This is a genomic window from Bacillus sp. TH22 (assembly GCF_016651015.1).
In the GTDB taxonomy this organism is placed as follows: Bacteria; Bacillota; Bacilli; order Bacillales; family Bacillaceae_G; genus Bacillus_A; species Bacillus_A mycoides.
Genome location: NZ_JAEKER010000001.1, coordinates 323,225 through 348,401, shown reverse-complemented (window position 1 = coordinate 348,401; position 25,177 = coordinate 323,225). Strand labels below are relative to the sequence as shown.

General features: G+C 32.8%; 24 protein-coding genes, 1 pseudogene and 1 riboswitch. Of the genes and pseudogenes, 4 read left to right on the top strand and 21 right to left on the bottom strand.

Annotated elements, in window-relative coordinates; translation table 11 throughout:
- Positions 1-3: 3 nt before the first annotated feature.
- The 5 genes from JFU18_RS30170 to JFU18_RS01910 all read right to left on the bottom strand — a co-directional run bounded on the left by JFU18_RS30170 (position 4) and on the right by JFU18_RS01910 (position 2,555).
- Positions 4-132, bottom strand: a complete 129-nt coding sequence (locus JFU18_RS30170) for a hypothetical protein (protein WP_272938034.1) — start codon at positions 130-132, stop codon at positions 4-6.
- Between the two features lie 166 nt (positions 133-298).
- Positions 299-445 carry a complement C1q protein gene (locus JFU18_RS01925; protein WP_201033895.1) on the bottom strand — a complete coding sequence of 49 codons (147 nt, stop codon included), beginning with the start codon at positions 443-445 and terminating at the stop codon, positions 299-301.
- 40 nt (positions 446-485) lie between these two features.
- Positions 486-1,637 (bottom strand): AimR family lysis-lysogeny pheromone receptor, encoded by a 1,152-nt coding sequence (locus JFU18_RS01920; protein WP_201050209.1) that lies wholly within the window; start codon positions 1,635-1,637, stop codon positions 486-488.
- Between the two features lie 561 nt (positions 1,638-2,198).
- Positions 2,199-2,387 carry a hypothetical protein gene (locus tag JFU18_RS01915; RefSeq protein ID WP_088074299.1) on the bottom strand — a complete coding sequence of 63 codons (189 nt, stop codon included), beginning with the start codon at positions 2,385-2,387 and terminating at the stop codon, positions 2,199-2,201.
- Between the two features lie 18 nt (positions 2,388-2,405).
- Positions 2,406-2,555 carry a hypothetical protein gene (locus JFU18_RS01910; RefSeq protein ID WP_201033897.1) on the bottom strand — a complete coding sequence of 50 codons (150 nt, stop codon included), beginning with the start codon at positions 2,553-2,555 and terminating at the stop codon, positions 2,406-2,408.
- A 204-nt stretch (positions 2,556-2,759) separates the two neighbouring features.
- Here JFU18_RS01910 and JFU18_RS01905 point away from each other — a divergent pair, with 204 nt between their 5' ends.
- Complete coding sequence (locus JFU18_RS01905) at positions 2,760-3,869, top strand: site-specific integrase (RefSeq protein ID WP_201033898.1); 1,110 nt, start codon at positions 2,760-2,762, stop codon at positions 3,867-3,869.
- A 38-nt stretch (positions 3,870-3,907) separates the two neighbouring features.
- Here the strand turns inward: JFU18_RS01905 and JFU18_RS01900 are convergent, their stop codons facing one another.
- From JFU18_RS01900 to JFU18_RS01875, 6 genes are all read right to left on the bottom strand, one after another.
- Positions 3,908-4,609, bottom strand: coding sequence for a pPIWI_RE module domain-containing protein (locus JFU18_RS01900; RefSeq protein ID WP_002065619.1), 702 nt, complete (start codon positions 4,607-4,609; stop codon positions 3,908-3,910).
- Between the two features lie 331 nt (positions 4,610-4,940).
- Positions 4,941-5,627: a thiaminase II gene (gene tenA, locus JFU18_RS01895; protein WP_002032475.1), complete on the bottom strand. Its 687-nt coding sequence runs from the start codon at positions 5,625-5,627 to the stop codon at positions 4,941-4,943.
- A gap of 124 nt (positions 5,628-5,751) precedes the next feature.
- Positions 5,752-5,856: riboswitch (TPP riboswitch) on the bottom strand.
- A gap of 73 nt (positions 5,857-5,929) precedes the next feature.
- Positions 5,930-6,844, bottom strand: coding sequence for a D-alanine--D-alanine ligase (gene ddlB, locus JFU18_RS01890; protein WP_002013134.1), 915 nt, complete (start codon positions 6,842-6,844; stop codon positions 5,930-5,932).
- 4 nt (positions 6,845-6,848) lie between these two features.
- Entirely contained in the window at positions 6,849-8,297 is a 1,449-nt protein-coding gene (pdxR, locus tag JFU18_RS01885) for a MocR-like pyridoxine biosynthesis transcription factor PdxR (protein WP_201033899.1), read from the bottom strand.
- A 96-nt stretch (positions 8,298-8,393) separates the two neighbouring features.
- Positions 8,394-9,419 carry a homoserine dehydrogenase gene (locus JFU18_RS01880; RefSeq protein ID WP_201033900.1) on the bottom strand — a complete coding sequence of 342 codons (1,026 nt, stop codon included), beginning with the start codon at positions 9,417-9,419 and terminating at the stop codon, positions 8,394-8,396.
- Positions 9,420-9,505: 86 nt separating this feature from the next.
- Positions 9,506-10,747 (bottom strand): esterase/lipase family protein, encoded by a 1,242-nt coding sequence (locus JFU18_RS01875; RefSeq protein ID WP_201050208.1) that lies wholly within the window; start codon positions 10,745-10,747, stop codon positions 9,506-9,508.
- A gap of 277 nt (positions 10,748-11,024) precedes the next feature.
- Between JFU18_RS01875 and JFU18_RS01870 the strand changes: the two genes are divergently transcribed.
- Entirely contained in the window at positions 11,025-11,366 is a 342-nt protein-coding gene (locus JFU18_RS01870; protein WP_088291878.1) for a DUF3914 domain-containing protein, read from the top strand.
- 76 nt (positions 11,367-11,442) lie between these two features.
- Here the strand turns inward: JFU18_RS01870 and JFU18_RS01865 are convergent, their stop codons facing one another.
- The 5 genes and pseudogenes from JFU18_RS01865 to abc-f all read right to left on the bottom strand — a co-directional run bounded on the left by JFU18_RS01865 (position 11,443) and on the right by abc-f (position 17,567).
- Complete coding sequence (locus tag JFU18_RS01865; RefSeq protein ID WP_242483504.1) at positions 11,443-12,111, bottom strand: lipoprotein BA_5634 family protein; 669 nt, start codon at positions 12,109-12,111, stop codon at positions 11,443-11,445.
- 69 nt (positions 12,112-12,180) lie between these two features.
- Positions 12,181-14,112 carry an ABC transporter permease gene (locus JFU18_RS01860; RefSeq protein WP_201031151.1) on the bottom strand — a complete coding sequence of 644 codons (1,932 nt, stop codon included), beginning with the start codon at positions 14,110-14,112 and terminating at the stop codon, positions 12,181-12,183.
- Positions 14,087-14,856: pseudogene (locus JFU18_RS01855) on the bottom strand (ABC transporter ATP-binding protein). The gene JFU18_RS01860 and the pseudogene JFU18_RS01855 overlap by 26 nt, the downstream one beginning before the upstream one ends.
- A 468-nt stretch (positions 14,857-15,324) precedes the next feature.
- On the bottom strand, positions 15,325-15,918 hold the full coding sequence (locus tag JFU18_RS01850; RefSeq protein ID WP_201031152.1) for a GNAT family N-acetyltransferase: 594 nt from the start codon (positions 15,916-15,918) through the stop codon (positions 15,325-15,327).
- Between the two features lie 20 nt (positions 15,919-15,938).
- Positions 15,939-17,567 carry a ribosomal protection-like ABC-F family protein gene (gene abc-f / locus JFU18_RS01845; protein WP_201031153.1) on the bottom strand — a complete coding sequence of 543 codons (1,629 nt, stop codon included), beginning with the start codon at positions 17,565-17,567 and terminating at the stop codon, positions 15,939-15,941.
- Positions 17,568-18,078: 511 nt separating this feature from the next.
- On the opposite strand from abc-f, the gene JFU18_RS01840 reads away from it, so the two are divergent.
- On the top strand, positions 18,079-19,068 hold the full coding sequence (locus tag JFU18_RS01840) for an aldo/keto reductase family protein (protein WP_201033901.1): 990 nt from the start codon (positions 18,079-18,081) through the stop codon (positions 19,066-19,068).
- A 76-nt stretch (positions 19,069-19,144) separates the two neighbouring features.
- On the opposite strand, the gene JFU18_RS01835 is transcribed toward JFU18_RS01840, so the two are convergent.
- The 4 genes from JFU18_RS01835 to JFU18_RS01820 form a co-directional block, all read right to left on the bottom strand.
- Positions 19,145-20,044, bottom strand: a complete 900-nt coding sequence (locus JFU18_RS01835; protein ID WP_201033902.1) for a LysR substrate-binding domain-containing protein — start codon at positions 20,042-20,044, stop codon at positions 19,145-19,147.
- A 200-nt stretch (positions 20,045-20,244) separates the two neighbouring features.
- Complete coding sequence (locus JFU18_RS01830) at positions 20,245-21,228, bottom strand: sensor histidine kinase (RefSeq protein ID WP_201033903.1); 984 nt, start codon at positions 21,226-21,228, stop codon at positions 20,245-20,247.
- Complete coding sequence (locus tag JFU18_RS01825) at positions 21,225-21,932, bottom strand: response regulator transcription factor (protein WP_002127681.1); 708 nt, start codon at positions 21,930-21,932, stop codon at positions 21,225-21,227. The genes JFU18_RS01830 and JFU18_RS01825 overlap by 4 nt, the downstream gene beginning before the upstream one ends.
- A 125-nt stretch (positions 21,933-22,057) precedes the next feature.
- Positions 22,058-22,972 carry an acetamidase/formamidase family protein gene (locus JFU18_RS01820; RefSeq protein WP_085311460.1) on the bottom strand — a complete coding sequence of 305 codons (915 nt, stop codon included), beginning with the start codon at positions 22,970-22,972 and terminating at the stop codon, positions 22,058-22,060.
- A gap of 159 nt (positions 22,973-23,131) precedes the next feature.
- Between JFU18_RS01820 and JFU18_RS01815 the strand changes: the two genes are divergently transcribed.
- A complete protein-coding gene (locus tag JFU18_RS01815) occupies positions 23,132-23,560 on the top strand; it encodes a cell wall hydrolase (RefSeq protein ID WP_002085180.1) in 429 nt (142 codons plus the stop codon).
- A gap of 61 nt (positions 23,561-23,621) precedes the next feature.
- Here the strand turns inward: JFU18_RS01815 and lysS are convergent, their stop codons facing one another.
- On the bottom strand, positions 23,622-25,175 hold the full coding sequence (lysS, locus tag JFU18_RS01810) for a lysine--tRNA ligase (protein WP_085311463.1): 1,554 nt from the start codon (positions 25,173-25,175) through the stop codon (positions 23,622-23,624).
- Positions 25,176-25,177 lie beyond the last annotated feature (2 nt).

Sequence of the window (25,177 nt, the reverse complement as noted above, 5' to 3'; positions counted from 1 at the left end):
CCATTATGAGGCGTGGCTATTCTTTTCTTGTTCAAACGCTATTTCGATACATTCATCAATCTTATCTTCTTTATTGTTTGAAGTAATAGCCACACCTTGTAGAAAAGCTTTTAATACTTCGTCTCTTGTCATCTCCAATTCCCCCGTATCCTATTTTGTATATTTTTGGAATTAATTACTTTTTTATCATTTTTCCCAAAAGGGAAATTTCTCCGTAAAATACGAATGACATCGTCAATTAAGACGATGTCATTTTTAATTTATATTTAATTAAAAGCAGTCACGAAACTAGGATTTACTACCGACCTCCGCCTGGATCAGTCATCATACGCTGAACGACAGGTTTAGACGCTTCTTGTTTATTATCTGTTTGTTGGCTATCAGTAGAAAAAGTGAACAATCCTGCTACTAATAAAATTGGTAATAATGCTAATATTCTTTTCAATATTTTCACCTCTTCTTTCGGAGATAATTATAACATTTTTTCAAATTAAACCCAAGTATATTTTAGGTAATTGCGAATAATGAATATTACCAGACTTTTGGCACATCAATAAGGACTTTCGTAGTATTTCTTCCTTCTTTTTACCTTCACATGTAAGAGCGTAATACGCTGTTTGAACATCTGTCAGTTCTCCATTTTTCTCTTTTAAGTCTAATAGTATTTTTCTGGCTTCTAATGAATCTCCTTGTAATATCATTAGATATGCCTTTTCACTAGAATGTACAAAGTCTAAAGTATCTAAATCTCTTTGGTGATGAATCTTTAAAAATGATAAAGTTTGTTGTACAAGTTCCCATTTATTTTCTAACCCTTTGCAAGTAGGATTCCCTAATAACTCTAGGGTTTTCTCCAAATAAAACTTGGCGTTTTCATAATTTTCAGGTTCGAATATTAATGACTCACCCATTTTCAAATATGCATTAAGTTTTGGTAGCGAAAAAAAATCATCCCATTCTAATTCATCTAATATATCTCGACATGTTAAACGTGACTTGTCTATTTCTCCACCTTGTAAAGAAGTAACAGCAATCGCTTCTTTATATCTCAAAAACAGACACTCTTTTATAAACTTATTAGTTATATCATTGATTTTATCGTTAACTGTTTTTAATCTCTTGTACAAACTTTTGTAATTCCCAGACTGATATTGAGCTTGGCATAATAAAATTTCTATCAGTATTTCCATTTCAGTTGTTTTAACACTTTTGCTTTTTTTGCGTAATAATTCAAAGTATGCAGAAGCTCTCAACCCTTCATGATATCTTTTATAAAGAATCTCATATACTTCAGCGAACTCTTTATTTTCATTTACTTCAGAAATAATTTCTTGATCTATAATTCCTTTCAACAAGTCGAACTTTCCTCTAAGAGCAAAATCTTCCATAGCCTCTCTTATATTTTCAGGTTTAGGATCTGTCTCTGATATATATTGGGAAACAATTTTTGATTGTGAAATTAAATTTTTCTTTAATAAAATAAGCGTCTTTGAAAGATAGCCAAAGCTTATATCATTAGTCCCTTTAAAAACTTTGGTTACAGTAGTCGGCTTAACACCCCAATAATCAGCTAACTGTTTTTTCCTAAATCCAGCTACATACAATTCTCCTTCAATTACATTTAAAACTTTCCACACTTCTTGTTCCTCCCTTTGGAACAAAGACGCTTCGCTCTTTTCCTCAAATTCTAAACAGGAAATTCATACCATAGTAATGATTTAGTAATATCGGCATGTTATAATGTAAATGTTACTCATGAAGTGACCGGAAATAGACTTATGGCAGATGTTCCCCTGGTGAGTCGGGCGAACGGTACAAGAGTGTTGCGAGCACTACTTGTACACGCTGTGAGTCTTTTTTTCGTTCCAGTTATTTCGTTTATAATAACATAAATTCCCCAAAATTCGGTCATGGAGTTACCTGACAATTGTTGAGAAAGTTTAAAAAACGCTATATAGCAACGTTCCTCGTGCTCGATGGAATAAAATATGTAATTATGCATTTTTTGTTTTGAGATCTTATATCCAATCATAACCGTAAAAATTAACATATTTTTGCTAACAAAAAAAGAGAGCACAATGCTCTCTTTTTTTATATCCCTGTTCCTGGGTCTTTCGTGTAGCCTGCACCTAGATCATACATACCCATTTCCCCGCCTGGCCCAAGGTCTTGTGATTTTTTTGAGTAAAATAACATAATTACCATCCTCCTGGATCAGTCGAATTTTTCAAACCTCCACCACCAGGTTCAATCATCTTATGTCCACCTGGTTCCTTTTCATAGCCAGCGCCGCCACCACCTGGGTCATATGATAACGGACTTCCACCTGCACCGCCTGGATCAGAAACTACTTTCGAACCGCCTGGGTCTTTTATGTAACTGTTCATTCCGCTATTCCCCCTTTGTTATACACCTGTACCTGGACCTAAAATCGATTTCCATCCTGTTCCAGGTTCTTCGTTGCATTTCCAACCACCACCGCCTGGTTCGTTATGCCAACCTACACCAGGATCAGTTACTCTGTGCCCACCAGGGTCCTTTGAAAATTCTCCCATATTCTCCCCTCCTCTCTTCATCTGAATCTACTAATATTCTACTATTATTTAACATCAACTGACAATCATATCCTATAACTGAATTTGTTCATATATGGTAAAATGTATCCATCGCTGATATGTCCAAACATGTAATTTTCATAGCAGCAAAATTACAACTAGACTTATACAACATGATTCAAAACAAATGAAGGAGTGTTTTAAGTGAAAGGACATATTCGAAAAAGAGGAAATAAGTATTGTATTGTTATTGATATCGGTCCTGATCCGGAGACAGGAAAAAGAAGACAGAAGTGGTTTTCTGGATATAATACAAAAAAAGAAGCACAGGCTGATGTCGCGAAAAAGATTACAGAGTTGAATGAAGGGACATTTATAGAGCCATCTAAAGTTACTTTAAAGGACTACCTAAATCATTGGCTAGAAATTAAAAGTATGAGCATAGAAGAGAGTACCTTTGCTTGCTATAGGGCATTTATCAACCAACATGTTATACCTAGTATAGGAATGATTTCGCTCCATAAATTAAATGTTATGCACATTCAAAAATGTTATAAATCCTCTATAGATAAAGGTATTACAAACAATTCCATTCTGCTTATGCATAGAATTTTAAAGAGTTCTTTAAATCTAGCTGTAAAACAAAATGTTATTTCTCGAAATCCAGTTGCTTTTGCTGAGATACCAAAAAAAGAAAAAACCTCTATCCAGACTTGGACAGAGGAAGAAGTAAAAAAGTTTCTATTGCATTCACAAGAATCACCATATCACATTGGATATTTACTTGCAATAACTACGGGTATGCGTCTGGGAGAAGTTCTAGGCTTAAGATGGCAGGACGTGGATTTTGAAAAACATACTGTTACAATAAATCAAACATCTGGTCATAACAATAAAATCAAAAAAACGGCAAAAACAAATTCGTCAAAACGCACAATTCCTGTGCCTAAAGAAACAATAGAATCCTTAAAAAAGCATAAGATTACAATTAATAAAGAGAAATTAAGATTTGGTTCTGCTTATCAAGATTTGGATTTAATTAATTGTAATGAGTTTGGAATGGTTATAAAAAGAGCAACTTTCAGAAATCATTTCATTAGAACGACACACAATGCAGGCATAAAAGAAATTAAATTCCATGACTTAAGACACACACACGCAACCATACTATTAAAACAAGGAGTTAATGCTAAAATTATCAGTGAAAGATTAGGTCATACAGATATTTCAATGACATTAAATGTTTATTCTCATGTTTTACCGAACATGCAAGAAGAAGCTGTTAAAAACTTTGGTAAAAGCATCTTTGGATAACTTATGTTTGCAAAATGTTTGCATTTCATAAAAATAAGTCAAACAAACGTTGTTATATCAAGGTTTATTTGACTTATTATCTTATATTGTTGATAAAACCTCCTAATCCCTACAGATACTTTTAATAGAGGAATATTCTCACCTCCACGAGTTACGTATTCAAACCGATATACATAAGAGAAATAATCATGTGTTTCTTCATCTTTAATTGGCTCAGACATCGCTTCAGAAACATGTTGTGATCGCAGTGGTGAAAAATATATTTCTTCCTCATTTTTATTTTCCATATGTAAAGGCTGTTCGCAAAAAATATGAGTAATTAGAGCTGGTACCCATTTAGAAAACGTTTTTTTATCATGTAATGCTGGTAAATTACTAATTAAATCATACTGCCATTCTAAATGTGGTGGATCTATTAATTTATTAGGTTTCCAATCATGAATAACCTCATACCAGCTTTGGAAAATATAGTCTAACTGTTCTTGTTTCATTGGTTCTTTTGCTACAATCCAGGGCGTATCTTCCTTTAATATATATGGATTATGCTGAATGAATAATATATCAGAAAACATTTCATACAATCTTTCATTTACAAGTTTTAATTTGCTCGTTAATAAAAATGTTCTATAATGTATCTCTACAATCTCAAGCCATTCAATAGGAAAATAAATATACGATACTTTCTCATTATAGAGGGGTTCTACTATATTTTTAAATGCTAATAACTGTAATTTTTCCATATTATTAATACTTCCTCTCTTAATTTATATTGATCATGAATAATACTAGAAAAGATACCAATTTTTTAAGCATTAACGAATCAAATTTTAACCAAGCACATTAAAGGAAATAGCTAAATTACATTTAGTTATATAAATAAAGCGTTGTTAAAATCAAATTAATATAAAGTAACTATTAACATATAACTACCTCCTTATGGAACTTTATATTATGAAATCATTATAATGAATTATTATATTTTTTATCTATGATTTACAAAAAAATTACAGAAACTAAATATAATAAAAGGTATCGCCTCTTTATATAGCGATACCTTTTATATACTCTTAATTAAATAACACCTTTAACTTCTTCATTCACCGGCCATTTTTCTAATGTATATGCCATTTCCCAAAATGAATATTCATATTGACTACTAAAAATAAAATGTTGTCTCATACGATTACGGTCTGCCTCTGTTACTTTTTCAGCGATCGTATCTAATCGTGTGATTTGCTCTTCAACTAATGTACGGAACCAATCAGATCCATATGCAGAAATCCATTCTTGATAAATTGGCTCTTCTGGTTGACATTCTTTTAATCGTTCACCGATTTCATAATATAACCAATAACAAGGTAAAATAGCCGCAATAATATCTCCTAAATGCCCTTCATAAGCTGCACGATACATATGAGATGTATATGCATATGCAGTTGGCGCAGGAATAAAATTATCTTTTTCTTCTTTTGTAATCCCTAATTTCTTTGCGAAATTCTCATGTAATGATAACTCAGCTTCATACGTATTTTGTGCATGGTGTGCCATACGAGCTGTCGTTTCTAATTCAAGAGCCTTTGCAGCACCTAACGTTTGTACTCTAGCAAAATGACTCAAATAATAAGAATCTTGAAGCACATAATATCGAAAACTAGCTAAATCTAATGTTCCTTCGCCTAGTTTTTTTACAAAAGGATGGTTAAAACTTGCTTCCCAAATTGAATCTACTTCTTTACGTAATGATTGTGAAAAAGTCATTTAAATCCCTCCAAATAATGTAAAAAATATACGTATTTATCCACAATTATTAAAGCTGTAAAATAAAAAAACTTTCTTTACAGACGTAAAGAAAGTGAAATTGACAGTATTTATTCGTTAAATAGCAACGTCTTTCCCACTTCCCTACGCTGGCATTAACCAGATCAGGTACTAAGAGTCTCAAAATTTCATCTGATCTCAGCCTATAAAAGGCCCCCTAGTGGATAAATATTTAGTTGTCGTATTGTAATTATCATAGCATAATTCGTGGAACTGTCAAAAGAATTAATTATATAACTACCTTAAAAACCTTCTTCTTTCCTTACTTTTAATGAAGTTTCAATTATCATATCTAATAGTTTGCTATAATTAATTCCCGCTGCTTCCGCACTTTTTGGCAGTAAACTTGATTGTGTCATCCCTGGTAATGTATTAACTTCCATTACATATGGAATTCCTTCCTTCACCATCATATCAACCCTTGCATAAACACTACATTTTAATGCTTTATAACAAGCCAGTGATGCTTTATTTACACGTTCCTTTATTTCAGCTGGAAGTTCGATAACTTCTTCAACTGTACTAGTATCATCATATTTTGCATTGTAGTCAAAGAACACAGCAGCATGTCGAATCGAAATGATAGGTAACTGTTGCCCATCAAAAATTGAACATGTAATCTCGTCACCTTTTATATACTTCTCAATTACTACTTCAGAATCCCATTCGAATACAGTTTCCAGCATAGAGATTAATTCATTTTTATCATAGACAATCTTAACTCCAACACTTGAGCCGCCAGAGTTTGGTTTTACCACTAACGGAAATCCTAATTTATCTAACTCCTCAAGCTTTAGATCCTCCATTTTTGTAAGTTCAATCCAATCTGGTGTCTCTACTCCTTCATAACGCAAAATCTTTTTCGAAATATTTTTGTCCATACATATACCGCTAGATAACATATTGCTACCGCTATAAGGAATACCTAAACTCTCTAGCGTCCCTTGAACTGTACCATCTTCTCCGTACTTTCCGTGTAATGCTAGCAATGCAAAATCAATGTCTTTCGCTTTTTCAATTAAATCCATTTTTTCATTTAACGTAATTGGAACGATTTCATATTTACTCTTATCTAAATGTGCAATCATTTCATTCCCAGTCATAATTGATACTTGTTTTTCAGAGGATACTCCTCCCATAATAACGCCAATTCTCATTTTCTCAACTCCAAGTTTCATTTTTTAAAGTTTCACCAATTATTTGAATCCCGCTAACAATTTCCTGTTCTTTCAAACGTGAAAATCCTAATCGGAATGTGTTCGCTCCTCCTCCATCAGAGTAAAAAACATCTCCAGGAGAAAAAGTAACTCCTTTCTCATAACACTTTTGTAAAAGTGTGCGGGCTTGAATTTTTTCTTCCAACTCTATAAACAAATGAAGTCCACCGTCTCCAGTCATTCTTTTAAACGGAATGTACTGATTACACGCCCCAACAGCTAACTCATATTTTTTCTTATAAACAGATCTTGCTTTTTTTAAATATTTTTCAAAATATCCTTCATGTAAATATTGAAACAGAACAGCTTGATCTAACGTAGAAGTGTGAATGGTTCTGGCTCTTTTAACACTTTCTAAATAATGTATCAGTTCTTTATCTGCAATGATCCAACCTACACGTAAACCAGGGAAAAGTACCTTTGAAAAGCTACTAATATAAATCACATTATTACCAGCCCCTGCAAAAGTTAATAATGGCGATAAATGTGAACCCGAATAACGTAATTCTTCATTAAACCCATCCTCTATAATAGGGATCTTGTATTTTGAAAATAACCTGATCAATTCCGTTCTTTTCTCCGAACTCGTAACAATACCAGTTGGATTATGATAAGAAGGGATTAAATACGCGAAATCAAAATCCTTTTCACGCAAACTTTTTTCTACTTCATTCGTATCAATACCATCATCATTCATATTAATTCCATGAACTTCAAGTCCATGTAAACGAAAAAGCTTCAATGCAGCATGGTGAGTTGGGTTCTCACAAATAACACGCCCTGATTTCTTCGATAAAGAAGATAACACAATATCTAATCCTTCTGTAAATCCATTTGTAATTAGAATATCTTTGTTCGAAATATCTACACCTTTCATTTCCATGTAATGAAGTAAATAATTTATTAACGGTCTATAACCTTTTGCATATCCGTAGTTCAATACGATATCCCCTTCAATGGACATACGAGTAAGAAAAGCTCTTTTGAAATTTTCAACATCAAATAGCTTTTCGTCCGGGGCTATACTATTAAAAACAATCATTCCTTTTTCCCAGCGAACTCCATGCTTCATTAAGTCTAATTCATCCGCTAATGTGGTAACTGTATTAAGTTTATTTTTCCAATCTATTTCAACAGACGAGGTGTTACTTATATCCACCTTCGCAACGAAATTTCCTTTTCCTTTAACTGCATAAATGAGTCCTTCTTGTTCTAAATCCGCATATGCAGAGAGTACTGTATTTCTGCTCACTGATAATAATTCACTCAGTTCCCTTGTTGATGGGATTTTTTGGTCCCCCAACAAATGCCCTTTCATAATCATCTTTTTTAAATAATCCTTTAATTGAATATAAACGGGACGATCTTTTACAACTTTAAAATCTTTAAACAATTTCTTACCCCCTGCAATTATTTTTGCATATTTATTTCATTCTCAAAAGGTCCACTACATATGTATTTTTTATTAATAGCGGTATGGTTATAAAGCCTATAAATCATTTCGATATAAATTGATTACATCTTTTAAAGCAGCTGCTGCAGCTCCGCGTGGATTAGAAGCTCCACCAATTGTAGTGACTTGTCCCATTGTATCTGTAAAGAACGTAATTCCTTTTTCCGTGCCATTTATATTTGCTAACGGATGATCTTTATCTATTTCGCACGGTTCAACATTTAGATTTACATTGCCTTCCTCATCTTTATGCGCCGATGCTATTAATTTAATAATTTTATGTTGTTCCTTAGCATTTCGAATTTGTTGTTTTGTAACGTGCTCGATTCCTTTTATATGTATATCTGTAAGTGTATACTCTACTCCCATTAAACTGTTTGTTAAAAGTAACAATTTACATGCACTATCTGAACCACTTACATCTAACGCTGGGTTCGTCTCAGCAATTCCTTTATGTTGTGCTTCTTTCAGTGCTTCTTCAAACGTAATATCTTCCCCATACATTTTCGAAAGAATATAATTTGTTGTTCCGTTTAATATTCCCTCTATTTTCTCAATATTGCAACCAGCTAAACTAAATTGTCCAATATCTAAAGTTGGTAGTGCCGCAGCAGTTGCACCACTATATCGAATTCGTACATTGCCCATTCTTGCTGCTGCATTTATTTCTCTCCAGTTTGTAACGAGTGCACCTTTAGAAATTGCAACTATATCCATTTGTTTCTCAATCGCTTGTTTTATATATTTCTTTCCCGGATTTCCATCTTTAAGATTTGTAACTGTTGATTCTACTAATACATTACCACTTATGCTATTTGTTACACGTTCTTTCGGATGATGTTCTATATATTTTTCAATTGCAGCAGTACCGCCACCATACGATAATAGATGATGAATAGTTAAACCTTCCTCATTATGTATTGCAATATTTCTACCTAATACGCCACTTACCACTAAATCTATTCCATATGTTTCATTTATATATAAATATTTTTCATTTAATAATTTTATAAACTCTCTTCCTACTGTCCCGTATCCTGATAATACAATTTGAATTTTCATAATATCCCCCCATATTTTTATACCAAATCCCTCTTTCAATATAATATAAAGCGCCCTCGAATTCCATCGAGAGCGCTTTATATTACCTATTTCGGTAGACGTGATAATTTTCCAACAATTGTTCTATAAAACTCTTGAATGTTAGAAAAACCTAACGTGTCTGAAACACTAAGCCCTACCATATCAAGATGGTCCCAATTTGCTTTCGTTTCGATATGATTCCATTTTCCAACCTGTAATGACTCATTATTATTTACAGCAGCATTAGAAGATGGTGCAATCATAGAATTTGTATTTACTACACCGTCATTTTGCCACCAAGAAGTATCTATTAATGTTCGATTCTCTTCATATCTTGCATAGGAACCTAAGAAAAATGCATTACCCATTAACACTTTATTCATCGTTATATGAGGTAAATGTAAACCTGTTATTGGTGCTGCTTGCGATGCATGTCCACTATAAGATAAGTAATATACATCCGATTGCGTCTTTACCCAATTATTTAACTCTTTTGCCCCATCAGTACTTAAATCCCATTGACTTATATCTTTTGTATTTTCCCAAATTGAACTATTTAAAATACGATCAGTATATTGGAAAAAGGACTCTCCAAGATTCTTTTTTATATCCCATTGATCCAATTTAAAATCATATAATGATAAATTATTGTTTCCACCTAAACTTGCAGCTGTAATGAGTAAATCTTTAACGAACGGCAACAGGAGACTTCCGTCCGCGAGTGTTGTACCGTTGTGAGGAGTTGCTAATGTTGTAACACTATGAACATACGATTTACCACCTTCAAATAGTGGTGATATATTTGTGTTCGGATGTTTTTTTTCATAATTTTTTTCTTCATAACTTCCTTCTTTTAATAGCTGCACTAATGTTCTTGTCGTTTGTCCACCCATGCTATGCCCAACTAAATGAACTTTATTTGTTTCACTCCAGTCCGGTGCAAAACCACTATAAGTTCTACCAAAACGATTATGTCCATGTTTCTCAGCATGCGCCGCACCATAATCTACTATTCCACCGTTAATTTGCGCATATAATTCACATGCCCGGTCCCAGTTACTAGAAACTGGTCCAACAGCTGCAGTATGTACTATATAACCATTTCTTTTTAAATCTTCCTGTATATCATGAACACCACCCCAATATTTTACCCCTAGCATTTCCTCTCTACCCCATCCAGCAAATCCATTCACTAAAATGATAGGATAATTGTTTTCTTGTCGCTCTTCAGCGTAAGTTGTTTTCGCTGCGAATGAACAAACAGTTACTAGTGCGAAAAAACATACTTTTAAAAATAATTTCCCCATACTTTCTCCCCCTCAATAAAACGTTTACATTTATCTTTGAAAAAAATACAAAATTAGTTTGCAACTTAAACATAATGTAAAGTATTTTATATACGTTGTATATATAGAAAACATATACAAATGTTGATAAATATTAATTCAAGTAAACATTTGCTTTTTACAATACAACTTGCAAATCTGATTATTTGAATTTATAATTGAATATAGTTTCCTCATGTTAAATGGATTTAATACTCATAAGAAAACTTATTTCATTGCTTGAAAAGGAGGAAAAAGCATGCAAATCGAATCAAACATTCATACATTATCTCAACCTACTAAAATAACTCCATCTAATCTTGAGCATAATACTATCTCTTCTACTAAACTTGAAGGTAAGAAAGCGGATGATCCTATCAAGTTCGATATTCGTTCCTCTGAAAAAGAAATGAAACAGCCTGAGCATAAATTTAACGAATTAGATTTATGGAAGATGTTAAAGGATAAAGGTGTTCCTTTATGGATCATCCTTGAAATGCTACAAAAGTCTCGTAAAGAAAAAGAAGCTCAAAATAATTCAGTTCAAAATTCAAATGCGATTGAAGAAACGAGTGAGGCTCGATTAGATGAAGTAATGTAAAGCATAATATTTGATTGGTCTATAAACTAAAAAGAGTTCAAGATTGATAAAGTTTTTATCAACCTTGAACTCTTTTTTAAGATTTTTCTCCAATCGTTACAAACTGAAAAGATACTTCTCCTTCCAAACCTTTAATTAGCCTTGTTACTTTGACATTTTCATTAACCAATGTATTATCTGTCGACATTTTAGGTTTTTCATCTCCTAAAGATTTTTTCAGATGAAGAAGGTGCATTTTCGTTTCATTTACCTTTATTTCTTTATACACACTATTTTGTGCTACAATCACATACCATTGCGTTGGATATTTACGAGTGTTACCTATCCAAGCGTCACTATCGTATGAAACTGGAATCTCTTTTCCTTCTAATTCAATACTTTTCATATTCTTTTCGTCTTCATGTGTAAACAACAGCGAACCTTCTTTTGGGAATTTCGGTAACGTATCTATAATATAATTGGAGCCATTATCTCGTTTACGGAAAACTTTAGCTTTAATCAATGCTTGTGCTGTAGACTCATTTAAAATTAATACCTGTCCGTTTCCATAAGTACCTGTTTTCACAGAAAACACTTCATTTGCTTTCGTAATTTCCTGATAACGATTAATAATTGGCGAGATTTTATTTTCATTTCCAATGATTAATAAACCGTTTGCAGGAAATGGATTCTCCTTTTTAGAACATGCACTAAAACTTATTAATAGTAGTATCGTTAACATAAAAATAGTTAAAGTTCTTTTCATCGCGTTTCCTTTCATCATACAGTTCATTTTTTCCACATACTTTAATGTAGTCTTACAAGCTAATAAACTCTATTGCTCCATAACCTTATAAAGCTTTTGGAGGTAACGCCAACGGGTTATAAAGAAATATAATACTTGTATACATATAAATGAAATTAAAATAACGATAGAGCTATTAATTATAGAAAAATCGACTAATTGCTGTAATGCCATATAAGCGACTACAGTATGAATCACTGCAACGACAATCGGTAAGAAGAACATTAATAATAACTGTCTCGTTACAACTTTTTTTAACTCTCGTTTACTTAATCCCATTTTCGAAATCATTTTATATTGCTGTTGATCGCGGTTCAAATCAGTATATAATCGAAAATAAATAAAACTAGCAGCAAATGTGAAGAAGACGATTCCGACTAAAACACTTGCCATAAGTAATAATCCATTCGTTTGCTTTGCACTTAACAAATCTAATGTTAAAGCTTGAAAGTAGAAATTATCTTTGCTAACATCTTTTTCAAATATACTATTTAATTGGTTTGAAATCTCTTTCGTTTTCATCCAATCATCTACAACAAATCCGTAAGTACGATTTTGATCATCTATATCATCTTGGTCAGGAGAAAAAGGAATTCCATCATACACATGATCTTGAACAGCAATATAAATACTTCTAGTATCATGCGGTAAAACTAAATTTTCTACAGCTTTTTTCACACGAAATGTCTTTGTCCAATCTCCTTGAATGACTTCAACATTCTTTTTATAGTCACCATTTTTAAATTCTTGTTTTTGGGATACGATTCCAGGAATTAGTAAAATTTCATCTTCTTTTCCAATCGTTTCTTGCTGATACCCGAGTGCTCTCGCAAGTTCGTTATATTCACTTAACTTCATTACATATACGTTACTTTCTGTATATTTATTTGAAGACGAAGCCATTCGATAAGGAATATTAGCATCAGCAAGATGTTTTTTTATAGTAGAGAGATTTTTATCTACCTCTTTGTCTTTTTCAAAACTTACATACAGAAATGTATACGGATTTGTCATTCTTACCAAATCCCTATTACCGAGAGCAGCTGTCGTACCAATTGCTGTAAATGCAACTGCTGAAATAATAGATACTATAAAAAACATCGTTGCATTATCTTTCATACGGTAAATCAATTCTGAAAATGTTAATATATTTGTTCTCTTTAAAAAGAAAGATTCACTCCTTTTCGCAAGATGCAATATATAAACGCTACATTGTGTATATAAAAAGTACGTTCCTATAATTACAAGGAGTACACCCATTCCAAGCATAATAAAACTGTGATTTGAGATAAATCGAAATACTGAAATATATCCACACCCTATACTAATTAAAGAAAGTAGCGATAATAAAATTGAAGATTTCGGTTCAGGTTTTGGTTTTTCTTCTGCTTGAATGAGTTCTACAAGTTCTGTTACTTTTACCATTTTAAAAGTAACAAGCGAAACAATTAAAAATAAGAAAAGAAACGTGATGACTGTTAATAGTACCGCTTGTATCGGTATATAGAAGGGCAAACCATTATTGATCATTAATACACTTGCACTTATCAATAAAACTAATTTAGAAAATATGAGACCAATGATAATTCCAATACAAATTGATCCAATTCCAATTAACATATTTTCAATCAACAATAATTTCTTAAGTTGCCTCATTGACATACCTTGCATCATTAAAATGCCAAATTCTTTCTTACGTGTTTTTAAAAACGAACTAACTGAATATAGAATAAAGAAAAATGAAAATACAAAAATCAAACCTTGCGAAATTCTAAATCCCATTGTACCGAATGCACTTATAGTTGCACTTGTCGATTTTAACTCACCTTGTAAATCAGGATGAAATAATAAAAGAGCATACGTAAAGAAAATCATAATAGAAAATGCACTACTTAAAAAATGAGCAGCATATGTACGCTTATTACGAAAAATATTATTAAATGCGAACTGACGAAAATTCATGCCTTTTCCCTCCTAACAAAGAAAGGACATCCATAATCTTTTGATAAAATGCTTGCCTGCTTTCACCACAATAAATTTCGTTATATAGTTGACCATCTTTAATAAATATGACTCTGCTGCAAAAACTCGCTGCATACGGATCATGTGTAACTAACATCATCGTAGCTTTTTCTTCTTTATTTAAAGTATCTAGCATCTCCATTACATCATTTGAAGATTTAGAGTCTAAATTCCCTGTTGGTTCATCTGCAAGTAATAATTGCGGCTTATGAACAATTGCACGAGCAATTGCTGTTCTTTGAGCTTGCCCCCTGAAATTTCAAAAGTTCTTTTACTCAATATATCTGTAATATTTAATTTCTCTGCAATTTCTTCAACTCGTTTGTTCATTTCTTGTACAGAAACACCATCTAATGTCATCGGCAATACGATATTTTCCTTTACTGTAAGTGTGCTAAGTAAATTAAATGATTGAAAAACAAATCCTAATTGTTTCCTACGGAATAAAGCCAAATTATCTGATGTCAACTGGAAAGGATTTGTACCATTTATTAATATTTCTCCCGATGTTGGAGAGTCGATAGTAGATACCATATTTAATAACGTTGTTTTCCCGCTCCCTGATGGCCCCATAATCCCTATAAATTCACCTTCTTGAATTGATAAATCAATATCTACCAATGCTTTAAAAGGTACTTTCCCTTTATATACTTTACTAATACTTTTTGCATGTAAAATTTCCATTTATATTCTCCCTTCATTTGCACTTCTCACAATATAGTGTAAATGAATTGTCTTATAGCACATATTGATTCATCTTTCATTTATCTTACACGCTTGTAAGATTTCTAAAAAAACTGATAACAAACCTGTTTTCAAACTATAATTAACGATTATTCATCTTATAATATCTATATAGTAGTATAAAATACAATACTACTTATTTCTGGTTGCCAGGACACCTTGTAAGCCTATTAAATATATAAATAAAAGTGGGTTTAAGAAACGATTATCATCATTAAAAGTTGCTGTATTCCTTGTATTCTTTATTAGCAACATAAAATATATTATAAAGAATAACTATAGAACTTCAAAACGATGAATAATAACTTATAATTCATAAGTATAATCCAAAAGTAAATAGTACATAAAAAAGCTCAGAGTTTTAGCTCTAAGCTTTTTTAAAATCATTTCATTCCATTATAACTCCTTTTAAAGAGCAATATTTTTTATCCACTCTGATTTGCTTAATAAATAATGATTATATAGTTGGTTTTCTATCGTCTGTTGGCTCAAATAAGTAAATCCACATTTTTCAATAACTTTATTTGATGGTACGTTGTTAATTAAAGCAATTGCGTTGAGGACATCTACATTTGTATTTTTAAACAAATAATCAATTAACCCTTTAGTCGCTTTCGTAGCGTAACCATTGTTTTGATACTCGCTTGAAATAGCATACATTATTTCTCTATTTGGTGAAGGGAGTTCTTCTTTAATACTTGTGCAGCACCATCCAATAAATTCATTTGTATCTTTATTAAATATTCCTAGCTTTAATATATGATCATCTATGTTACATGTATTTTTCACTGCATTAAGAAATGCTTTATTTGTTGGTATTTCATCATTGATAATCCAATGAGCCCTTTGTTTTTTCGTTGATTTCCAGTCTGGTAAAAACTGTTCTATTTCCCGTTGATTCGATATTTTATAAATACTCTCCGCATCTTTGATAGTAAACTCTTGCAAGTATATATCTCCACAGTCTATTCTAAATAAATTAGTCGAACTCTCTTCTCCCATGTTAATCCCCCTTAATTACATTAAAGCGCCTTAATCTGCTTCGTAAGTTCTATAAATCGTTCATCAAGTTCTTTATATTCTTTATCGTTAGAAGTTAAAAAGCTTAATTTACCTAATACTTCTTGTCGCTCTGTTTCTAACGTTAAACGTAGCTCTTCAATATCATCTCTTGTTTTAATAGGTTCCTCTAGCTGCTTTTGTATCGTATTATTTGAAAACACGAGTTTCGTGTTAGTTGTTTTCTCTAGAAAATATCGATCGTGAGAAACTATAACGAGTGTTCCATTATACTCAGCTAATGTATTTTCAAGCTGTTCACGTGAAGGGAGGTCAAGGTGATTCGTCGGTTCATCTAAAATAAGTACATCTTTTTCATCTAAAATATAAGCCATTAACTTGCATTTTACTCGTTCCCCCATACTCATATGCTCAATCGGCTCTTTCCATTGAGAAGCTTGGAATCCTAAATGTTTCATTAAATTTTGGACTTTTCCTCTTTCTTCAAATGTCTCTTTAAAAAATAAATCTTCTGGTGTTTTATCCAGTGGTAAATCAAATACTTCTTGTGTTAAATAACCGATGTTTGCAGATGGTGAAATCCATACTTCTCCTTGTACAGTTTCCGTTCCCATAATCATCTTCAGTAATGTTGTTTTCCCGCTACCGTTTGGTCCAACAATCGCAACCTTCTCACCGTGTTGGATTGTAAAATTAACGTTTTCAAATAATGTCTTTCCATGAAAGTCTTTTTTTAATTTCTTTACTTCTAAAAAGCGTTTTCCTACTTTTTTATTCGCTTGAATAGAGAACTCCACTGAATACTCTTCTTTCACACGTTCTACTTTCGTTTTCTCCAGCTCTTTTTCGAGACGTTTTCGTTTTGACTTCACTTGCGCATCCATTCGCTTCGCTTTTACACGATAAAACTCTTTAACTCCTTCTTGTTTTGTAGACTGTGCGTGTGCCTTTTGTGACCATGAACTTAATTCTTTTATATGTGTTTCTACTTGTTCTATCTTTTTTTGTTGTTTTTCATATTCACGTTGCTGCGTCATTCTTTTATGCTCACGTGCTTTCATATAACTCGTATAATTACCGATATGGTCAATTAATTTCTTTTCCTCAATTGACCATATTTTCGTTGCGACAACATCTAAAAAATATCGATCATGCGATACAACGATAACTGTACCCTTCATATTTTTTATTTGCTTAATGAGAAATTCCGTACTCATCTCATCTAAATGATTTGTCGGTTCGTCTAATATTAATAAATTAGGATTTTCGGCAAATCCTTTTGCTAGTCGAACTTTCAGCTTTTCACCACCACTTAATGTAAGAAAATCGTTCGTTGGCACGCCCCATTTCGCAAGAAGTTCTGCTTCTTTTGCAATCATATCATTACTAATAAAAGATTCTATTTCTTGTTCAACATATGCCGTTGTCATATTCATTTGCTGCCATTCAACAATCCCTTTTGATGGCTCAATCTTCCCATTTATTAATTGAAGTAACGTTGATTTACCGGCACCGTTTTTACCAATTAATCCGATAACATCCCCTTGTTTTACTGTAACATTCATTTTCTCTAACAAAGTATTTTCCTTTATTTCAACATAAACATCATTTAATTTTAAAATTTCTTTCATATTACCGATCCCTTTCATTAAGGGAGAACAAAAAAATCCTCCCAAATTAATTTGGCAGGATTAGTCGTTAACATATTTATACCCAAATAAGCTATTACGCATAATAAATAGCAATACCGTTGTAAGGAAATTGGGCAGACTAATCCTATTTTTTATAAATTGAAATTTATTGAATTTCAACATTTAAAAATAAGATTAGTTAATCATCGTCCACCCATCATTCCTTTCCGTCGTTAGTAACCATATTGTACCATAGTAGTACTGTATGAGTAAATGCGATTATACGTGCTGTGAAAATGATTGCTTTCTTTTAGTTCTATTTATCTTCACTTCATATCGATCAAATACAAACAACATCTGTAATACTACTGGCTTTAGATTTCCTTAGTAGTAAACTTCTAAGCACTCCCTCTTATATAATTTTTATATAAGTTTATCATTAATTATATATTATACATATTACATTTCAGTTCTTATAATGAAGATATCATTTTAAAAGGAGGATACTACAATGGAGTTTAGCAAACTAGGAAACAGTGGATTAACAGTAAGCAAGATTGCATATGGGAACTGGATAAACCATGGCGGGAAAGTAAATGAAGATATTGCAAATGATTGTGTGAAAGCCGCACTGGATGTTGGAATTACAACGTTCGATACTGCTGATGTTTATTCGGACACGATAGCCGAGGAAGTACTTGGCCGGTCTTTGAAAGGTATACGACGAGAAAGCATAGAACTATGTACAAAAGTATGCCATCCGACCGGACCTGGAAAAAATGATCGTGGATTATCGAGAAAACATATTATAGAAAATTGCAATGCATCGTTACAGCGGTTGCAGACAGACTACATTGATGTCTATTATGCACATAGATTTGACTCAACAACTCCCCTTGAGGAAACGATGTTAGCTTTTGCTGATCTTGTAAGACAAGGTAAAGTCCTTTACTTAGGCGTAAGTGAATGGACATCGGAACAAATTACCCGCGGTGCAGCACTTGCTCGAGAATTGAATATTCCACTTATCGCTAGCCAACCTCAATACTCGATGTTGTGGCGAGTTATTGAAACTGATGTGATACCAACATGTCAACGTGAGGGACTTGGTCAAATTGTTTGGTCTCCCCTTGCACAAGGTATTCTCTCAGGAAAATATCAACCTGGTAAACCAATACCGACTCAATCACGTGCTAATTCAGATGCTGGTAAACCATTTTTCCACAAACTCGTGCAACGTTGGATGAGTGATGATGTACTTACTGCCATTCAGAAACTCAATCCCATCGCGCAAGAAACTAATCTTACCCTACCACAACTCGCAGTTGCTTGGGTACTACAAAATCCAGCTGTTTCCTCTGCAATTATTGGCGCTTCAAATCCGGAGCAAATAAGAGAAAACGTAATTGCTTCTAGTGTTAAATTGCAACCTGAAATTATGGATCAGATTGATAATATACTAAAAGGTTTCGCTGAGTACGATCCGAGTAAAACAGGTTGAATCATCAGTGACTTTAAAATAAAAATAGAAGTTTCCCTTTCCAAATTTCCACTGCCCATCCTATCAAGATGGGCTTTTACTTTTCAAATTCAAATTGTGAAGTCGCATAAACCTCTCTAACAACTGTTAAGAAGTTCTCTAACACGACAGACTTTTCATCTTGTCTCCATCCAACATATAAATTTATTTTCGGTGTATTTTCTTGAATGTCTTTATACATGACACCCGATTTTTTATAACTTTCCACCGATGATGGAACGACAGAAATCCCCATTCCTGCTGCAACTAAATTCACAATCGTTTGCATTTGGATCGCCTCTTGAACAATATTTAAACTTACTCCATGTTCCCAAAAGTAACTAATAATTAAATCATAAAAGTTAGTACCGAAATGACGAGGAAATAAAATAAATGGTTCATCAACTAATGATTTGATTGAAATGTTACGTAATGAAACTAAAGGATGCTCTTCATGCAAAACTAATTTTAAACATTCCTCAGAACAAACTTCGGAAACTAATATTTCATTATTTTGCTTGGAACGAATAAATCCAATATGAATTTGTTTTTCATATAGCGCTTTTATTTGCTGGTCTGTTGTCATCTCGCGTAATATAAGCTGTATTCTAGGAAAACGTTCTCGAAATTTTTTTAATATGTCTATTACGGTTTCTGTAGAATCGACAAAACCGATTATTAAATGTCCTATCTTCCCTTCATCCGCAAGCTGTGTTTCTTTAATAGTTCTATCTACTTGAAGCAATGTTTGCCGCGCACCTTCTAAAAATATTTTTCCAGCATCCGTAAGTTCAACCATTCTTTTTGTTCGATGAAAAAGTTGAACTCCTAATTCTTCTTCTAATTTACGAATTTCTTGACTTAAAGGAGGTTGTGCCATCATAAGGCGTTCTGCTGCACGACTAAAGTTTAATTCTTCTGCCACCATTATGAAATATCTCATTTTCCGAATATCCATTTCAATCCCCCTTATCAGTTACAACTAATAAAGTTTCTATTTTATTATTAAAAAGTGTTTATGTATCTAGCATTTCATTTATTCTTATCAGGTTCGTTTTGCTTCTCTTAGGTATATATTATTTCATTCTCTAATTTTATCAAGGGTACAAAACAAGGCTAAAAAACTTATCTCAAAAGTTCTTTAGCCTGAATCACTTTTTACATATTACAAAATTTAATTCGTACAACAGTACCTTTACCAACTTCTGAATGGATCTCTACAATATATCCCAATTGTTTTGTAATTTCATATACAAGATATAGCCCCATTCCCGTTGATTCTTTAAAATCTCTACCATTTTCTCCTGTAAAGAAAGGTTTAAATACTCTTGGTAAATCTTGCTTCGGTATCCCTACGCCACTATCGGTAATTTCAAGTACAACTGTATTACCTTCCTTACATGCTTTCACTTTAATCTTTTCTCTACTACCTGATGAATATTTAATCGCATTCGATATTATTTGTCCAATTAAAAATTGTAACCACTTCGCATCACTTTCTACAGTAATACTCTTATCAATTTCAAGCTCTGGGTATACAAAATTCCGAATAAAAAAGCGTTTATGTTCATGCACGGAATCATTCACTATTTTATGTAGTTGTACTCTTTCTACATAAAAATCTTGTGTAAATGCTTCTAAACGTGCGACATACAGTGCCATCTCTAACCCCTTTTTTAACCTATCTGTTTCCTCATTAATACTTTCAAAACGTGAATCCACTTCATCTTGTGTAATTAATTCTATTACAGATAAAGGTGTTTTCATTTGATGAATCCACTGATTCATAAAGGTTAAATGATCATTATTTTTCCTCTCTTGTAACTGGAGCTGATTTTGATAATGTCGATACTGTACTTCGAGCAAATCTTGGAGAGCAGTAGATAAAACTGCAAAATCAGATTTTTGAACAGATTCATCCAAAGATTGCAACGGATTTGCTAAACGTTCATAAAAAGAACGATGTGTAAAATAACGAAATACTAAATAACTTACCATAAAAAAAGCACCTAAAAACATTGCATATAATGCCGTTGAAATATGATTATGCCCATCAAACCAATAAACTAAGAATATGGCTAGTAGTTGGATCGCAGTAAAACAAATAAGTGGTATATGATCACGTATAAATAACCTTATCATTTTTCCATACCATTATCCCAAGTAATATGTAATCTATATCCAACACTACGAATTGTTTCAATTGCTCCTTCAATTTGTAACGTTTTTAACTTTTTACGCACACGTGTTGTATTTACACTTAATGTATTATCATCAACATAAGATTCACTATCCCATAATTTATTTAATAATACTTCCCTACTCACAACACGCGGATAGTTTTTCATTAACATCTCTAATAAAATGGCTTCGTTTCTCGTTATATCAATCTCTTGGTTCCTAAGTTTTAATACAAGTCTTTCGGGATATAAACTAAGACCTTGTTGCTCAATCATTCGTTCTTCTAGTTTCGGTGCATAGTCTCCATAAGCACGTCTTAAATGACTACGAATTTTCGCCATTACAACTTCATAATGAAACGGCTTCGGAATAAAATCATCGCCACCATTTTCTAACGCCATAACTTGATCCATCGTACCTTCACGGGCCGAAATAAATAAAATCGGACATGTGGAAACCCCGCGAATTTGACGACACCAATAGTAACCATCAAAACTTGGTAAATTAATATCTAATAAAACTAACTCCGGTTGTTCTTCTAAAAATATGTCTAACACATTTTGAAAATCCGTTACAATAATTCCTTGGTAACCGTATTTCGCAACATATGTTGATAATAACTCCGCAATTTTCATATCATCTTCAACAATCATAATTTTAACCATCTCTGAACTCCTTTTTGATCCACAATCTCAAATATACTTATATAAATAAATACTACCTCTTTTCACAAAATCCGTAAAATAGAAAAAGGATACTTTTATACAAAAGTATCCTTTTTCTATTTTTCTTATTTAATATGAAATTCATTTAGAGAAAATCCTAACTTCTCCACATATTCCCTTCCTAGTTCCATCCGCGCCGTTTTTAGTGGATCCACAACTTGGCAAATTTTTAAATTACCTGCTGCTGATAATAAAAGAGTTGCATCAGCTTTAGACATTTCTAATTCTTCATGTAAAAATGTCACCATATTATGTACAGCACGATTCGCTGCATCATCTAACAATTTCTCGGAAGCAATAGTCATCATTTTTTCTTTTTGGATAGCCATTGGTAATGGCCATTGCTTCCCTTTTATAATTTGAACTGTTACAGTTACTTCCCCAGCGACTTCTACTCCACTTACACCAATTTCACCGTCACCCATCGCAGCGTGTAAATCACCTAATGCTAAAAGAGCACCAGGAACATTTACAGGTAATAATAATGCTGTTCCTTCTTTAATCTCTTTACAATCCATATTCCCGCCATGATCATGCGGTGTACCACATGAAATACTCTCTTCTTTCGGTGCAGTACCAATCACACCAATCATTGGATTAATTGGAATTTGCAGTTCATTTGAAAATGAAACATGTCCATTATGTATTGGGACAATTTTTACTGTATTTTCATTTAACTTATCACCCATTACACCAAGGTTCGCACCTGTCGTTAAAACGCCTTGCCCTGCAATTTTAATTTTTTCAATCATTACGACTAAAATATCGCCAGGTTCTGCGCCTTTAATATATACAGGTCCAGTCGCTGGATTAATTCGATTCCAATCTAACTCTTGAAACACAACATCTTCAGAATCAATTTGATTTTCAAAGCAATCATATGTTTCAAATACAAGACGGCTCCCAATTTCTACTTCAATACATGGATTATTTTCTGGTGACATTGCGTAAATGATATGTTCTTTATGTATACGATGCATAGTACCTCTCCTTTTTCGTTTTTATCTTCCATATAATAATTAGCTTTTTTCCGTATAAGCTCCTTTTTAAAATTAGTAGTTATTTTCAAGAAAAATGCACTTAGCTCATTTTGAAACATACACTCTTTACTATAACAGGTAAAGAAAGGTGGTATTACAATGCCCCTTATTCCATACAACGAAAGTGACGTTGATTTACTAGCTCGTTTAATTCGAGCTGAAGCTGAAGGTGAAGGACGACAAGGTGAACAACTTGTTGGCTGTGTTGTCGTAAATCGTGTGTTTTGTGATTGTTTAGATTTTAAACAACTTCGATCTGTGCGTGATGCAGTATATCAAAGCCCTGGCGGATTCGAAGCAGTGCAATTCGGATATTTTTACCAACGCGCCCGTGAATCAGAAAAAGAAATCGCAAGAAAAGTTTTACAAGGTGAATGGCGCTGGCCAGCACGATGGGCTCTTTGGTATTTTCGTCCAGTTGGAGCTTGTCCACCCGAATGGTATAATCAGCCGTTTGCAGGGCAATTTAAAAGCCATTGCTTTTACGAACCAAGTGGTGATGAATGTCCAAAAATGTATTCAAGATAGTAAAAATTAAGCAACGCAAGTACTTATTCTATTGAGTACTTGCGTTGCTTTTAACTATATTTTAGAAATCTAATAATGTGACGAATTTTCTAGCGCCTACCACATGTATTAATAATGGTATACGTGGACCACTTGATTGATTCATAATGAGCCTATATAAAATGGTAAATAATTGTTTTTGATTTTCTTTCATTATTTTTTTATTTTCATGATGACAAATCGTATACAATTGCTCCATTAGTTTAGAATGATCGTTATTAGAACGAATTATTTTACAAACTTCTACTAGCCATTTTTTCTGCCGTTCATCTAATGTGTTATAAAACTCCGTATTTTTCTCTTTATTTACCGCAATTAATTTTTTAGATTGAAAGTTTCTTATCCAATACTCAGCACGATTACTTATCGCTATCATTTCAGGTAATGCATAGCTCCTATCTATTTGCTCTAATATATCTTGTAAAATAGATGAATCAAAATTTAATAACGGTAAAGTTCCTGCTACTTGATTAAACTTTGGATACTCTTTAAATTGGCTATCAAGTCTAGAAAGTTTAATTGCATCAAATAAATCTTCATTTTTGAGTGTTTTATTTTCATAACTATCCTTCAATCTCTCATACTCTGTATAATTGCGAATCACATCTTCATCAAGTCCAATATGAAAAGCTGCGCCGGGCCTATATTTTGCAAACATAAAAAGAATCACTTCTGGTACATACACTTTTAATAAGTCGCTAGGTGTAATACTATTCCCTGAAGAACTGGACATTTTTTCATGATGCCCTTTAATTCCAATGAAATCATAAGCAACATATTGAGGGGCTTCACAATTGAATATTTTCCTTGCAATTTCTTTTGATACATTATAACTACCGGTTTCCGATGAATGATCTCTTCCGCCCGGTTCGAAAATAACATCCTCTATCATCCATCTCATCGGCCAATCGATTTTCCAATTCAGTTTCATTTGACTTGTATTTAATACGGATAATTTATTTTGATTTCCACATTCACAGTCATACCGAACTGTTTTTAATACTTCATCAAAATGTGTAATAGTTGTTGCATCTTTCCCACAGCTCTCACAATATAACGTAACGGGATAAAAGTTTTCTCTATCTTCTTCTCGGTGTATTCCTGTTTTAAAACCCATTAAAATATCATATATTTCTTTTCTTTTATACAAAGACTCTAATATGTTTTCGTTATACCTTCCGCTTCTATATTCAGCATGTTGATATATGAATTCCACTTCAATCCCAAATGCTTGGAGCGATTTCTCAAACTCTTTTTCAAAATGCTCTGCGTACGAGTTATGACACCCATACGGATCAGGAATATCACAGTATGGCATACCAATATATTTTGCAAAAGATGGATCAATATTTTTAGGAACTTTTCTAAACCTGTCATAATCATCCCATGAAAAGATAAAACGAGTCTTTTTCCCTAAATCTTGCAGAGCCCTTACAACGAAATAAGTCGTTACTATTTCACGGAAGTTCCCAATATGAACAGAACCAGATGGACTAATTCCAGCTGCACAAACAAAAGTTTCTTTGTTTGGATTTTTTCTAATCAATTCATGTGCTACTTCATACGCCCAATGCATAT